The 14,763-nt window shown below is 72.3% G+C and carries 9 protein-coding genes; 5 read left to right on the forward strand and 4 right to left on the reverse strand.

Annotated features, from left to right (window positions below; genetic code table 11):
• Window positions 1-2 precede the first annotated feature (2 nt).
• On the reverse strand, window positions 3-2,657 hold the full coding sequence (locus ACIQGZ_RS15660; protein WP_402602181.1) for a discoidin domain-containing protein: 2,655 nt from the start codon (window positions 2,655-2,657) through the stop codon (window positions 3-5).
• A 494-nt stretch (window positions 2,658-3,151) separates the two neighbouring features.
• On the opposite strand from ACIQGZ_RS15660, the gene fdh reads away from it, so the two are divergent.
• The 4 genes from fdh to ACIQGZ_RS15680 are packed head-to-tail and all read left to right on the forward strand — an operon-like array spanning window position 3,152 to window position 9,318.
• A complete protein-coding gene (fdh, locus tag ACIQGZ_RS15665; protein WP_402602182.1) occupies window positions 3,152-6,433 on the forward strand; it encodes a formate dehydrogenase in 3,282 nt (1,093 codons plus the stop codon).
• On the forward strand, window positions 6,430-7,434 hold the full coding sequence (locus ACIQGZ_RS15670; RefSeq protein ID WP_402602183.1) for a 4Fe-4S dicluster domain-containing protein: 1,005 nt from the start codon (window positions 6,430-6,432) through the stop codon (window positions 7,432-7,434). The genes fdh and ACIQGZ_RS15670 overlap by 4 nt, the downstream gene beginning before the upstream one ends.
• Entirely contained in the window at window positions 7,431-8,486 is a 1,056-nt protein-coding gene (gene nrfD, locus ACIQGZ_RS15675) for an NrfD/PsrC family molybdoenzyme membrane anchor subunit (protein WP_402602184.1), read from the forward strand. The genes ACIQGZ_RS15670 and nrfD overlap by 4 nt, the downstream gene beginning before the upstream one ends.
• A 4-nt stretch (window positions 8,487-8,490) precedes the next feature.
• Complete coding sequence (locus ACIQGZ_RS15680) at window positions 8,491-9,318, forward strand: trypsin-like serine peptidase (protein WP_402602185.1); 828 nt, start codon at window positions 8,491-8,493, stop codon at window positions 9,316-9,318.
• Between the two features lie 122 nt (window positions 9,319-9,440).
• Here ACIQGZ_RS15680 and ACIQGZ_RS15685 read toward each other — a convergent pair whose 3' ends face one another.
• The gene (locus ACIQGZ_RS15685) at window positions 9,441-9,974 is read right to left on the reverse strand and encodes a hypothetical protein (RefSeq protein WP_402602186.1); all 534 of its coding nucleotides are present in this window, start codon (window positions 9,972-9,974) and stop codon (window positions 9,441-9,443) included.
• A gap of 239 nt (window positions 9,975-10,213) precedes the next feature.
• On the opposite strand from ACIQGZ_RS15685, the gene ACIQGZ_RS15690 reads away from it, so the two are divergent.
• Window positions 10,214-11,836 (forward strand): phytoene desaturase family protein, encoded by a 1,623-nt coding sequence (locus tag ACIQGZ_RS15690; RefSeq protein WP_402602188.1) that lies wholly within the window; start codon window positions 10,214-10,216, stop codon window positions 11,834-11,836.
• Window positions 11,837-11,846: 10 nt separating this feature from the next.
• Here ACIQGZ_RS15690 and ACIQGZ_RS15695 read toward each other — a convergent pair whose 3' ends face one another.
• Window positions 11,847-13,040 carry a type II toxin-antitoxin system HipA family toxin gene (locus ACIQGZ_RS15695; protein WP_402602189.1) on the reverse strand — a complete coding sequence of 398 codons (1,194 nt, stop codon included), beginning with the start codon at window positions 13,038-13,040 and terminating at the stop codon, window positions 11,847-11,849.
• Window positions 13,041-13,060: 20 nt separating this feature from the next.
• The gene (locus ACIQGZ_RS15700; protein WP_402602191.1) at window positions 13,061-14,731 is read right to left on the reverse strand and encodes a DUF262 domain-containing protein; all 1,671 of its coding nucleotides are present in this window, start codon (window positions 14,729-14,731) and stop codon (window positions 13,061-13,063) included.
• Between the last annotated feature and the right edge of the window lie 32 nt (window positions 14,732-14,763).

Consider the following 14,763-nt stretch of genomic DNA (forward strand, 5'->3'; position numbering starts at 1 on the left):
CCCTACGGGTAGTTGACCACCTGGGACGGCATGGTCGACGTGCCGGAGGTGGGGCCGCCGGTGTTGTTGACCACGTGGTTGTACTGGCCGTTGCCGCCCAGCGAGATCACCAGCGCGTCGTGCAGCTTGACGCCCGGCTTGTTGGGCACCTCGAAGCCGTGGTCCATCCGGATCGAGGTGTCGGAGGTGAAGTTGCAGTAGCTGCCGAGCCCCCACGCCTCGTGGGTGTTGACCGAGTCGTCCACCTTGTAGGCGGCGAAGCCCAGCGTGTTGCCGTTCTGGATCGACGCCTGGTTGGGGGCGTCGTACGCCTTCTCGTTCTGGAAGAAGATCGTCTTGCCGTTCTCGCCGGACCACTCCACGTCGTACTTCTTGAAGTGCTCGACGAAGAGGCCGGTGGCCAGGACGTTGTTGCCGCGGACCAGCAGGCCGTAGTCGGACGGGTTGGTGTTCCAGCCGACGCCGGCGCCGTGGTCGGCGCGCCACAGCCAGGTGTGGTCGATGATCGTGTCATTGCTGTTGACCACCATGCCGGCGGTGGCGGAGCCGGGGCCCGCGCCGCCGACCCGGATGAAGACGTCCTGCACGGTCGTCGGGTCGGCCGCGTGACTGGCCGACGCGTTGTCCGGGCCGACCTGGAGCAGCGACGGCGAGTTGACCGTGCCGGCGTCGATCAGCAGGCCGGCCAGCTTGACGCCGTCCACGTCCGCGACCTTCATCGCGGTCACGCCGTTGTCCGGGACGATGGTGGCGAGGCCGAGGCCCAGCACCACCGTGTCGGCGCGGGTGACGTTGATCGTCTGGTCGACGTGGTAGACGCCCGGGGTGAACAACAGGTTCAGGCCCTGGGCGAGCGCCGCGTTGATGGTGGCGGCGTTGGCGCCCGGCTTGACCACGTAGAACTGGCTCAGCGGCAGCGAGCTGCCCTGCGGGGTGCCGTTCTGCCAGTCGGTGCCGCGCGCGTTGGTGCGCTTGGCGGGCACGAACACCTTGTAGGTGTTGCCGTCCAGGTACAGGAACGGCTTCTCGCGGGAGACCGGGGTGGTGTCCAGCGTGGTGTACGGCGGCTCGGGGAAGCCCTGGGCGGGCGCGCCCTGGACGCCGGAGAACACCTGGTTCCAGACGCCGTTGGAGAAGCCGCCGATCTGGCTGTCCCGGGTGTACCACTGCTGCTGCGAGTAGTTGCCCACGGTGCCGTCGATCTTGCTGTCGGCGATGTAGCCGCCGCTCGCCCAGCCGTAGCCGTTGGGGGCCAGGTTGAGGTCGCCCTTGACGTGCATCCGGCGGAACGGCGCGGCCTGGGCCACGGCCCAGCGGTCGCTGCCGCTGACCGGCTTGAGCGCCAGGTTCTCGGCGGAGCGCCAGAAGTTCTGGGTGGCGTTGCCCGCCGCCCAGCCGGCGTCCACGGTCACATCGCCGTTGATCAGGGTGTCGTCGGGCGACAGGCCGAGACCGGCGATCGAGGTGTAGAAGCCGATCTGCGCGTTGAGGTTGTTGTACGTGCCCGGCTTGAACAGGAACGCGTACCGGCCGGTGCCGAACTGCGCGGACTCCTGCTTGGTGAACACCTCGTCCAGCTTGGCCTGGATGTTCGGCGTGGACGGGTCGAAGACGATCACGTTGGGGCCGAGGTCGCCGCCGCCGGTGATCGGACCGGTGGTGCCGCCGCCACCGGTGTCGCCGCCGCCCGTGGTGCCGCCGCCGGTGCCGCTGCCGCTGCCGGTGTGCACGGCCATCTCCCACAGGGAGTAGCCGTAGCCGGTGGCGCGCTGGGTGCCGTACAGCCGGACGTAGCGGGCGGTGCCGGAGACGTTGAGGGTCTCGTTGCCGCCGGGGCCGTTGGTGGTGGAGTAGGCGGTGGTCCAGTTGGCGCCGTCGGTGGAGAGCTGGATCTGGTACGCCTTGGCGTACGCGGCCTCCCACCGCAGGTCGATCTGGCAGACCGGCTGGGCCGAGCCCAGGTCCACCTGGAGCCACTGCGGGTCGGCGGCGGCGCTGGACCAGCGGGTGCCGTTGTCGCCGTCGACCGCGTTGGCGGCGGGGGTGCCGCCGTTCTCCTGGCTGGAGGCGCTGGCGGGCTTGCCCTTGGCCGCGTTGTCGGTGCTGCAACCGCCGCCGGTGCCGGAGCCGCCGTCACTGCCGGTGCTGCCGTAGACCTGGAACTCCCACAGGGAGTAGCCGTAGCCGGTGGCGCGCTGGGTGCCGTACAGCCGGACGTAGCGGGCGGTGCCGGAGACGTTGAGGGTCTCGTTGCCGCCGGGGCCGTTGGTGGTGGAGTAGGCGGTGGTCCAGTTGGTGCCGTCGGTGGAGAGCTGGATCTGGTACGCCTTGGCGTACGCGGCCTCCCACTTCAGGACGACCTGGCTGACCTTGTCCGGGGCGCCGAGGTCGATCTGTATCCACTGCGGGTCGGCGGCGGCGCTGGACCAGCGGGTGCCGTTGTCGCCGTCGACCGCGTTGGTGGCGGGGGTGCCGCCGTTCTCCTGGCTCGACGCGGTGACCGTCTTGCCCTGGGAGAGCAGGGCGGCGTCGGCGTGCGCGGTGGCGGCGGGCCCGAACAGCAGCAGTCCGGAGACCAGGGCGGCCGAGACCGTCCCGGCCAGGGCGCGCCGCGAGTACCTGCGCGAGGTCGGCGGACGGGAGGGCGGAGCAAGCATGGAGACTCTCCTGAGTCAGGGGGTGGGGAGGGCCACGGCCGATCGACCGCCGCCAGCGGGGGTGTGGGTCGGACCGTGTGGTGCGGGAAAGCGCCCCTGGGTGGGAGAGCGCTCTCCTGGGCAGTGATGTTTCCGCCCTTGTTCAAGCTGTGTCAAGGGTCGTGCAGACGTGATCTACCGCCCGCTGCCGGGCGGGTCACGGACGGTGACGTGCCGTTGGGTGCGGGGGTGGCTGCCGCGAACCGGCCCTTGTCGGGCGGATGTCCGCACCTCGCCCAGGGGGAGTGGGCCACCGTCGCAGTCAACTGATGGTCCGTCAGCAGTGCCAGGAGTAAGCTGATCGGTTCGGCCAAAACGGAGAGCGCTCTCCCCTTCGGTGCCGCCACGCCCGCCCGCGTGGGCCCGGGAAGGCGACCCGGGTGACCCCAGGCGTGAAGCGCCGCCGACTGGGCACCCGCCTCTGCGCGGCAGCGGTCCACGTGAGAGGACACGACATGGGCGTACGCACCTGGATCCAGGAGTGGCCGGTGTACCGGCAGCTCAGCGGCACCGACCCGCTCGGCCGGGGCGCGGCGGCCAGCTCCGCGGCGACCCGGGCCCTGCGGCCGCGTACCGAGACCGCCGACAAGGTGGTCAAGTCCATTTGCCCGTACTGCGCCGTCGGCTGCGCCCAGAACGTGTACGTCAAGGACGACCGGGTCGTCCAGATCGAGGGCGACCCCGACTCGCCGGTCAGCCGGGGCCGGCTCTGCCCCAAGGGCTCCGCCACCCTCCAGCTGACCACCGGCGACGCCCGCCGCCATGAAGTGCTCTACCGCCGCCCGTACGCCGCCGACTGGGAGCGGCTGGATCTGGACACCGCGCTGGACATGGTGGTCGACCGGGTGATCCGCACCCGCCGCGAGACCTGGCAGTGGGAGCAGCAGGGCGCGGCCGTCAACCGCACGCTGGGCATCGCCCACCTGGGCGGCGCCACCCTGGACAACGAGGAGAACTACCTGATCAAGAAGCTGTTCACCGCCCTGGGCATCGTCCAGATCGAGAACCAGGCCCGGGTCTGCCACAGCTCCACCGTCGCCGGCCTCGGCACCTCCTTCGGCCGGGGCGGCGCCACCACCTTCCTCCAGGACATGCAGAACTCCGACTGCATCCTGATCGAGGGCTCCAACTTCGCCGAGGCCCACCCGGTCGGCTTCCAGTGGGTGATGGAGGCCAAGGCGCGCGGCGCCAAGGTGATCCACGTCGACCCGCGCTTCTCCCGCACCAGCGCGCTGGCCAACCTGTACGTACCGATCCGGGCCGGTACCGACATCGCCTTCCTCGGCGGCATCGTCAACCATGTGCTGAGCACCGGCGCCGACTTCCGCGAGTACGTGCTGAACTACACCAACGCCGCCACCCTCGTGGGCGAGGACTTCCGCGACACCGAGGACCTGGACGGCGTCTTCTCCGGCCTCAACGAGGAGAGCGGCCACTACGACGCGCACACCTGGCAGTACGAGGGCGTCGAGGTGCAGTCGGCCTCCGGCGAGCGCGACACGCTGTACGAGGAGCGCAGCGAGGGCGGCCGCAGCGTCGCGGAGTCCGGCCAGGGCGAGTCGCACGGCTCCGGCGGCGCCGCGATCACCGGCGGCGGCACCCTCCCCGGCGGCCCGCACCGCGACGAGACCCTCCAGCACCCGCGCTGCGTCTACCAGATCCTCAAGCGGCACTACGCCCGCTACACCCCCGAGCTGGTCGAGCGGACCTGCGGCATCCCCCGCGACACCTTCCTGGAGGTCTGCCGCGCGCTCATCGAGAACTCCGGACCCGACCGCACCAGCGAGTTCGTCTACGCCGTCGGCTGGACCCAGCACACGGTCGGCGCCCAGTACATCCGCACCGCCTGCATCCTGCAACTGCTGCTCGGCAACATCGGCCGCCCCGGCGGCGGCATCCAGGCGCTGCGCGGCCATGCCTCCATCCAGGGCTCCAGCGACATCCCCACCCTGTTCAACCTGCTGCCCGGCTACATCCCGATGCCGCACGCCCACCAGCACGAGGACCTGGACGCCTTCGTCGACGGCGTGAAGACCGAGAACGGCTTCTGGGCGAACATGCGGTCCTACGTGGTCAGCCTGCTCAAGGCGTACTGGGGCGACGCCGCCACCGAGGAGAACGACTACTGCTTCGGCCACCTGCCGCGCCTCACCGGCTCGCACAGCACCTACGAGACGGTGCTCGCCCAGCTCGACGGCACCTGCAAGGGCTACTTCCTGATGGGCGAGAACCCCGCCGTGGGCTCCGCCAACACCAAGATGCAGCGGCTGGGCATGGCCGAACTCGACTGGCTGGTGGTGCGGGACTTCTCGCTGATCGAGTCCGCCACCTGGTGGCAGGACGGCCCGGAGATCGAGACCGGCGAGCTGCGTACCGAGGACATCGGCACCGAGGTCTTCTTCTTCCCCGCCGCCGCGCACACCGAGAAGGACGGCTCCTTCACCAACACCAACCGGATGCTCCAGTGGCACTTCGCCGCCAAGGAGCCGGACGGCGAGGCCCGCAGCGACCTGTGGTTCCTCTACCACCTGGGCCGCCGCATCCGGGAGCGGCTGGCCGGCTCCACCGACCCGATGGACCGCCCGATCCTCGACCTGGCCTGGGACTACCCCACCCACGGCCCGCTGGACGAGCCCAGCGCCGAGGCCGTCCTCGCCGAGATCAACGGCCGCGGCCCGGACGGCGCGCCGCTGTCCGCGTACACCGAGCTGAAGGACGACGGCTCCACCTCCTGCGGCTGCTGGATCTACTGCGGGGTGTACGCCGACGGCGTCAACCAGGCCGCCCGCCGCAAGCCGCACACCGAGCAGGACTGGATCGCCGCCGAGTGGGCCTGGGCCTGGCCCGCCAACCGCCGGGTGCTCTACAACCGCGCCTCCGCCGACCCGGACGGCAACCCCTGGAGCGACCGCAAGGCGCTGGTCTGGTGGGACGCCGGGCAGGGCCGCTGGACCGGCCACGACATCCCCGACTTCATCCCCGACCGGGCCCCCACCCACCGCCCGGCCCGGGGCGCCACCGGCACCGACGCGCTCAGCGGCATCGACCCGTTCATCATGCAGGCCGACGGCAAGGGCTGGCTGTACGCACCCGCCGGGCTGGTCGACGGCCCGCTGCCCACCCACTACGAGCCGCAGGACTCCCCGGTGCGCAACCCCCTGTACGGCGGTCAGCAGCGCAGCCCCGTACGGCAGCTGCTGCACCATGAGCACAACCGGCCGCACCCCAGCGGCGACGACCCGGGCGCCGAGGTCTTCCCGTACGTGGTGACCACCTACCGGCTCACCGAGCACTTCACCGCCGGCGGTATGAGCCGCTGGTCGCCGTACCTGGCGGAGCTGCAACCGGAGTTCTTCTGCGAGGTCTCCCCGGAGCTGGCCGCCGAACGGAAGCTGGAGCACACCGGCTGGGCCACCCTGATCACCGCGCGCGGCGCCATCGAGGCGCGGGTGCTGGTCACCGAGCGGATGTCGCCGCTGCGGCTGGACGGGCGCACCGTGCACCAGATCGGCATGCCGTTCCACTGGGGGCCCAACGGCTACACCAGGGGCGACGCCGCCAATGAGCTGACCGCGATGGCGCTGGACCCCAATGTCCACATCCAGGAGGACAAGGCGCTGACCGCCGACATCCGCCCCGGCCGCCGCCCGCGCGGCCCCGCCCTGCCCGCCCTGGTCCGCGCGTACCGGGAGCGCGCCGGGATCACCGACCGCACCGGAACGGAGGTCCGGGGATGACCGACTCCCTGATCGGCCGCAATCTGCTCGCCGGGCCCGAACCCGACCCGGCGGGCGACGCCGGGCACACCGGCCACCCCGACCGCGTCGGCTTCTTCACCGACACCTCCGTCTGCATCGGCTGCAAGGCGTGCGAGGTGGCCTGCAAGGAGTGGAACGCCATCCCCGAGGACGGCCTGGAGCTCACCGGCATGTCCTTCGACAACACCCAGGGCCTGGGCGCCTCCAGCTGGCGGCATGTCGCCTTCATCGAGCAGACCAAGCCGCTCGGCCACTCCGAGGTCGACATCGACCACAGCGGCGTGGACGTGCTGGCGCTGGCCGCCCAGGGCTCCGCCACCCCGGTCGAGCTGGCCGCCATCACCCCCACCACACCCGGCCCGCCCTCGCCGGACGGCCGCACCGAGCTGCGCTGGCTGATGTCCTCCGACGTCTGCAAGCACTGCACCCACGCCGCCTGCCTGGACGTCTGCCCGACCGGCTCGCTGTTCCGCACCGAGTTCGGCACGGTGGTCGTCCAGCAGGACATCTGCAACGGCTGCGGCTACTGCGTACCGGCCTGCCCGTACGGCGTCATCGAGCAGCGCCCCGACGACGGCCGCGCCTTCAAGTGCACCCTGTGCTACGACCGGCTGGGCGCCGGCCAGGAGCCCGCCTGCGCCAAGGCGTGCCCCACCGAGTCCATCCAGTTCGGCCCGCTGGCGGAGCTGCGCGAGCGCGCCGCCGCCCGGGTCGCCCAGCTGCACCGCAGCGGCGTCACCGACGCCCGGCTGTACGGCGCCGACCCGGCGGACGGCGTCGGCGGCGACGGCGCGTTCTTCCTGCTGCTGGACGACCCCGAGGTGTACGGCCTGCCGCCGGACCCGGTGGTCACCACCCGCGACCTGCCCGCCATGTGGCGGCAGGCCGCCCTCGCCGCCGCCACCCTGCTCGGCGGCCTGGCCGCCGTCTTCGCCGCCCACCCCCGGGTGGCCGACCGCACCGGAAGGACCCGCCGATGAGCACCTCCGACGTGACCAAGCAGGGCATCCGGGGCGAGCGGCCGGGCCGCGACGCGCTGGTGGGGGAGGGCGTGCGCCGCTCCCGGGGCCGCCACCGGGGCCGGCGCGGCGAGCAGGCGATGGTGCCGCAGGCCGAGTTCACCTCGTACTACGGCCGACCGGTGATCAAGCCGCCGTCCTGGGCGCCGCTGGACATCGCCGGGTACTTCTTCCTCGGCGGGCTGGCCGGCGCCGGCTCGGTGCTGGCCGCCGGGGCCGAACTGACCGGCCGCCCCGCCATGGCCAGGGCGCTGAAGCTCTCCTCGCTGGCCGCCGTCAGCGGCTCGGCCGCCGCCCTGGTGCACGATCTGGGCCGCCCCTCCCGGTTCGCCAACATGCTGCGGGTCCTCAAGCCGACCTCCCCGATGAGCGTCGGCTCCTGGCTGCTCGCGGCGTACGGACCGGCGGCCGGCGCCGCCGCCGTGCTGGACGCCGCCGGGCGGCTGCCGCGTCTGGGACGGGCCGCCACCTGCGGCGCGGCGCTGCTCGGGCCGGCCGTCGCCGCGTACACCGCCGTGCTGGCCGCCGACACCGCCGTACCGGCCTGGCACGAGGTGCACCGGGAGCTGCCGTTCGTCTTCGTCGGCTCCGCCGCCGCCGCGGCTTCCGGTATGGCGTTGGTCACATCCCCGACCGCGCAGAGCGGCCCGGCGCGCAGTGCGGCGGTGCTCGGCGTGGCGCTGGAGACCGCCGCCGTCAAGATCATGGAACGCCGGATCGGCATCATCGCCCAGACCTACCGCACCGGCACCGCCGGGCGGCTGATGCGCGCCTCCGAAGCGCTCTCCGCCGCTGGTACGGCCGGGGTGCTGCTGGCCAGGCGCAGCCGGGCCGCCTCGGTGCTCAGCGGCGCGGCGCTGCTCGCGGCGTCCGCCTGCACCCGCTTCGGCGTCTTCCACGCGGGCCTGGAGTCGGCCAGGGACCCCAGGTACACGGTGCTGCCGCAACGGGAGCGGCTGGAGCGCCGCCGGGCCGCGCGGGGGCCGGCCACGGCGGAACGTCCGGCACAGTAGGGGTATGAGGATTGCGAAGTCATCGACGGCCGGTGGCCGCCGGCGACGTCGGCGCCCGGTCCTGGCCGCGGGTGTGTCGGCGCTGTCGCTGCTGCTGCTCGCCACCGGGGCGACCCACACCAGCGCGCTGCGCGCTCGCACCGCCGGGCACGGCCACGCCGCGCACCAGCCGGGCAAGCCGCATGTGCCGCACCCGACGCCGGAGGCGTCCCGGGTGGGGGCACTCTTCAACGGCAGCCTCAGCGACGGGCACTTCTGCACCGCCAGCGTGGTCGACAGCCCCGGCGGCAGCCTGATCATCACCGCCGCGCACTGCCTGGACGACAGCGCCACCAGCCTGGTCTTCGCCCCCGGCTACCGGGACGGGCAGGCTCCGTACGGCGTCTGGCAGCTGACCGGCGCCTACGTCGACCCGAGCTGGACGGACCACTCGGACGAGGACGCGGATGTGGCCTTCGCCACGGTCGCCCCGCAGGACGGTAAGCACCTGGAGGACGTGGTCGGCGGCAACAAGCTCGGCATCGACCCCGGCGACGCCCGCAAGGTCCGGCTGACCGGCTACCCCGACTCGCTGGACGAGCCGCTGTCCTGCACCAACACCGCCTCCCGCTACGGCAGCAGCCAGCTGCGGATCGCCTGCTCCTCGTACAGCTCGGGCACCAGCGGCAGCCCCTGGCTCACCGACCCGGACCACACCACCCACACCTCGACGGTGATCGGCGTCATCGGCGGGCACCAGCAGGGCGGCGACACCGACGACGTGTCGTACAGCTCCTACTTCGGCCCCGCCGTCGCCGCGCTCTACCACCGGGCCACCGCCGCCGGCGGCTGAGGCCGCGCACCCCGGCCCTCGGTCACCACCACGTCCGGCTCACCGCCCACGACCCGCGCCGGACCTCCCGGGCCGCCGCCGCGCCTGCGGCGGCGGCCCGGGGCGCGAGCCGGCGACGGGGGTCAGGCCGGGCAGAGCACCTGGGTGACGCCGGAGTAGGTGATGCCGTCCTCGGTGCCGGCGCCGCCCGCGTACTCGTAGTAGAGGTACGAGTAGAAACCGGCCTCGATGCCGCCGCCGCAGCCGCTGTCGGGCTCGATCAGATAGGTGAGGGTGGCGGTGCGGGACTCGCCGGGGTGGATGGGGGCCGCGTAGGCCGGGACGGTGCCGATGGCCGGGCAGGGGGCGCCCAGGGCGTCGGTGCAGCCGGTCCAGGTGTACTTCAGGCCCGCCGCCACCGCGTACATGGTCTGGTAGGTCTGCTGGAACGACTGGAAGACGAACTGCACGTCCGAGCTCTGGTTGTTGGTGAAGGTCACCGTGACCGTCACCGAGTCGCCGGGGTGGGCGGTCGCCCTGTCCACCGACAGGGTGAGGTACGGCGGGGCATCGGCGGCCTGGGCCGGCTGGGACAGGCCGACGAGCCCGATCAGCAGGGCGAGCAGCGCGGCGAGTCTGAGGACCCGTAAGTCGGTCTTCGACGGTGTCTTCGGCATGCCCAGGCAGCGTAGGCGGCCGGTCCGCGCCCGTCACCGCCCCGTACGAGCCTGGCCGGATCTCGACGCCGACTGGATCTCGACGCCGACCGGATCTCGACGCCGACCGGGCCGCACCCGGCCGGCCCACGCCGACCGGGCCGCCCGGTGTGGGCCGGTGCCCGCTGGGTACGGAGCCTGGACGGCAGCCCCGCCGGGAACCCGTGGCGGCGAGGGGCGCCGCACAGCGAGGAGGACTGATGGCCGACGCCGTGGTCGTCGGCGCCGGGCCCAACGGCCTGGTCGCCGCCAATGTGCTGGCCGACGCGGGCTGGAGCGTCGAGGTGCTGGAGGCCCAGCCGCAGCCCGGCGGCGCGGTCCGCAGCGACCGGGGCGTCCACCCCGACTTCGTCAACGACCTCTTCAGCTCCTTCTACCCGCTGGCCGCCGCCTCCCCGGCGCTGCACGCCCTGGAGCTGGAACGCCACGGCCTGCGCTGGTCGCACGCCCCCGCCGTACTCGCCCACCCCATGCCGGACGGCCGCTGCCCGGTCCTGCACCGCGACCCCGCCGCCACCGCCGCCTCGCTGGACGAACTCGCCCCCGGCGACGGCGCGGCCTGGCTGCGGCTGTACGACCTCTGGCAGGAACTCGGCCCGCACCTGATGCAGTCCCTCTTCACGCCCTTCCCCCCGGTCCGCTCCGGGCTGGCGCTGGCCGCCAAGGTCCGCGCGGCGGGCGGCCTGCGGCTGCTGCGCTTCATGCTGCTGCCGGTGCGGCGGCTGGCCGAGGAGGAGTTCAGCGCGCCCGGCGGGCCGCTGCTGCTCACCGGCTGCGCGCTGCACGCGGACCTCGCCCCGGAGTCGGCGGGCAGCTCCGTGTTCGGCTGGCTGATGGCGATGCTCGGGCAGAGCCTGGGGTTCCCGGTGCCGGAGGGCGGTTCCCAGGAGCTGACCGCCGCCCTGGTACGCCGCCTGGAGTCCCGGGGCGGCACGCTGCGCTGCTCCACCGACGTCCGGCGGGTGGTGGTGCGCGGCGGCCGGGCGGTCGCGGTGCGCACCGCCGATGGCGACGAGGTCCCGGCGGCCCGCGCGGTGCTGGCCGACGTGCCCGCGCCCGCGCTGTACGGGGGCATGGTGGCCTGGGAGGAGCTGCCGGCCCGGCTGCGGGACGACATGCGGCGCTTCCAGTGGGACTACGCCACCTTCAAGGTCGACTGGGCGCTGGACGGGCCGATCCCGTGGACCGCCCCGCAGGCCGCCGCCGCCGGTACGGTCCATCTGGCGGCGAGCGTGGACGAGATGACCGAGTTCACCGCCCGGATCGCCACCGGACGGGTCCCGGAGCGCCCGTTCGCGCTGCTCGGCCAGATGACGACCGCCGACCCGACCCGCTCCCCGGCCGGTACCGAGTCCGCCTGGACGTACAGCCACCTCCCCCGGCGGGTGCGCGGCGACGCGGGCCCGGACGGGATCACCGGCAGCTGGGACGAGCGGGAGAAGGCCGCCTTCGCCGACCGGCTGGAGGCGGGGGTGGAGCGCTTCGCGCCGGGCTTCCGCGACCTGGTCCGGGAGCGGCGCATCCTGGCGCCGCAGGACCTCCAGGACCGGGATGGCAACCTGGTCGGCGGCGCCCTCAACGGCGGCACCACCGCCGTCCACCAGCAACTGGTCTTCCGGCCGGTGCCCGGCACCGGCCGCCCCGAGACCCCGGTGGCCGGCCTCTACCTCGCCTCGGCCTCCGCCCACCCGGGCGGCGGCGTGCACGGCGCCTGCGGCGCCAACGCCGCCCGCGCGGCGCTGCGCGGCCACCGCCACGGCCGTCTCCTCGCCCCCGGCCTCGCCGCCGCCCAGCGCCTCCTCTCCGGCCCGGCCCCCCGCTGACCGCCGGCCGTCAGCCGCGCAGCAGGGGGAGCCCCTCAAGTCGTTCTTCGATGTGTTCGGTGACGAATTCCGGTACCGGTAGGTTTCGCTTCACCTCCGGCCAGGACGCTGCCATCGCTGCTGCCGTCTCCACGGCGATGGCAGCGGTCCGCTTCGGGTCCGCGTGCAGCGCCTCGGCGAGCAGGTGGAAGTTCTCCGTTCCGATCAGCCGGGTCGAGTGCGTGCCGCCCAAGGCGAAGGCCAGGCGATCCTCGGTGAACTCCGGGTAGGAGGTCACCGAGACGAGGTCGTAGGCGGGTGACAGCCGCGCCTGGCGCCCGTCCGGATAGCGCAGTGTCCAGTTCTTGAGATGGGCATCGAGATTGCCCATGACGACGGCTGCGGCGAGGCGTCGGATGTACTCGGGATAGTCGTCCGGGGGGCAGACCGCGCGCACCACGCGGCCGACGCCCGCGTAGCTGGCCCGGTCGTACTTGGTGTCCGCAGAGACCTCCCGCACTTGCGCGAAGTCCTCCTGGTGGACCCGGCCTGCCTCGGTGCGGTCGAATCGGCGCACCGCGAGGGCGTACTCGCCGGATTTGACCAGACCCCGAGGCAGACCGTGCAGTTCGGACGCCGGCACCAGGCGGCAGGGCGGTACCTCGATACCGGCCAGGCGGGCCCATTCGAGCATCGCGAACTCGTTGGCCGGGACCTCCGGGAACCGGCGGTCAGGGAGCTTGACGATCCAGTCGCCACCCTGGCCGGTGGCCGGGAGCACCATCGCCTTGCCGTCCTCCGCCATGGAGAACTTGGGTTGGGCGCCCGCGAGGGAGAAGCGCAGCGGATGGTCGTGCGTGCACTCCTCGGCGTCCCGCAGTTCCGGGATGGCGGACAGGTCGCCGTCCACGATCACTCGGACGGCGCCGGGCAGATCCTCACCGAGATGGGTCAGCAACAGGAAGTCGTGCACGCTCGTCCGTCCCAGCTCGGTGGCGACCAGCCGCCGCAGCCCGCTGCCGGGCTCGGGCAGCAGGTTGGAGAACCACTCGGGGACGCTGCCGCTGGCGGTCCTGCGTTTGCGCGGGTCGCGCTGGAAGCCCTGACCGAGCACGGGGTGGTCGGGGGCGAGGTCCGTGTAGTCGAACCAGGTGTTACCGCCGTGAAAGCCGAGAACGCCGACCCGGCGGTCGTTGAGGAACACGGTGGCGGCGGCGTCCTGCACCAATGTCGGAGCTCTTTCTGTCAGCTGAACGGCGGGTCGGAGGCGTCGGCGGGTGGGCTGTCGTCCTCGAACCATGAGGCAGTGCCGGGACCGTCGTCGAAGGACCAGAGGGCTTGGCGCTGCACATGGGTGGCGATCGTTTCGCTGAGGATGGCCGCTCGGCGTTCGAGGAAGGCGGAGACATCCTCGTCGTAGAGCAGAGTCGCGCACTCCTGGTCCATGCAGTGCGACCGGAGTATCTCCGGCGGAGCCACGGCGAGGATGTCGCCAAGGCTTATCCGGCCGGGCAGGGGTGGGTGGAGGGCGCGGTTGGCGAGGGTATCCGCCAAGCTGCCTGCACCTCCTGCTGCGGAGACGACCTCGGTCAGCAGCGGACTGCCGGTGTCCAGTAGCCGAGGCAGGAACGAAGGCTGATCGATACGCCCCCTTGGCTGGATCTCTTCTCCGTCTATGCGGCCCGTGACGAGCATGACGGGGTGAGCGCTGAGCATGCCGAGCAGATTGACCTTGGTCTGCGCGCGGTTGAGCCGGGTCTGGGTCAGGTCCGGCTGCCACTGATCGCCGCCGGGTGGCAGCAGGTTCAGCAGCCTGGTCGCGCTTTCGAGGGCGTCTTCCTGCACGGCCTTCGCATTCCTGCGCAGTCCCACGGTGTTGCCCTGGGGGGCCACTCCGACGATCGAGCCTCGCCAGATCCATCGGCGTAGCAGCTCGGCCGGGCGTCCCTGCGGCAGGCCGAACAGGGCACAGAACCGGGCGAGGACCGGTACGAACATCGCGTACGGCAGAAGGCGGACATGGGGAATGCCAGCCTGCTCCCGCAGGAATTCGATGGTGAGGCTGAGGGCCTTCTCGGCCTCGGCGAAGGCAGTATGCCGATCGGTGTGATCGGTGAACTCGTTGCGGAAGTCCCGGTCCACCTGGCCGCCGCGGACCGCCATGACGCTCTGCATCACCGTCTGGGTGGTGAGCGTGCCGAAGCCGAGTCCGGTCAGGCGACTCCGGAGGTCTTCCAGGCCGGAGGGCTCGCCTGCGTCCGGTACGGAATGCAGTGCTTCGAACACCTCTGCCCGGGTGAGACGCTTGCCGAAGGTGTTCATCCGGTCAAAGATCTCACCGAGGGCGCCCTCGTCGTCGCCCTCCACCACGTACACGGGGATCTCGTAGTCGCGGATCGCGGTTCCGACCGTGTCGCACTCGTTGAACTGGTCGTCGGTCAGCCAAGGGCGGTCTCGCTGCCAGGGGATCAGCCGCCTGTTGTCCACCGCTACGGACACGGGCAGCCAGTCCTCCTGAACCGGGCGCGATTGCGAGGCTGACAGGAAGCTGTGCGTCTCCAGGTCGTAGAAGACCCGGAAGCGCCGATCGACAGTCCCCTCCGTGGCGGTGAGCGCGCCGACCAGGGTGGTGAGCCGCTGCTGCCCGTCCACCACCAGTAGCGCGGCGCTCCGCGCGGGAGCGTCGATGCGCAGCTCGCCGAAGACGACCTCCTCGGGAGGGGCGGGTCGGCGCCACATGAGCAGGTTGCCGATGGGGTAGCCCCGCAGAATGCTGTCGAAGAGACGTACGGCGTCTTGCGCGTCCCAGCGGAACGGCCGCTGGAAGCGGGGAATGCGGATCTCCCCCGAGAGCGCCTGGGCAACCAGCTCGGTCGGTCTGGCCCGGCTCACCCGGGGTTGCGTGATCGGTGCCACCACTGCCCTCTTCTCCTCGACGCCCCTTCCAT

The organism is Streptomyces sp. NPDC092296 (assembly GCF_044755465.1).
GTDB lineage: Bacteria > Actinomycetota > Actinomycetes > Streptomycetales > Streptomycetaceae > Peterkaempfera.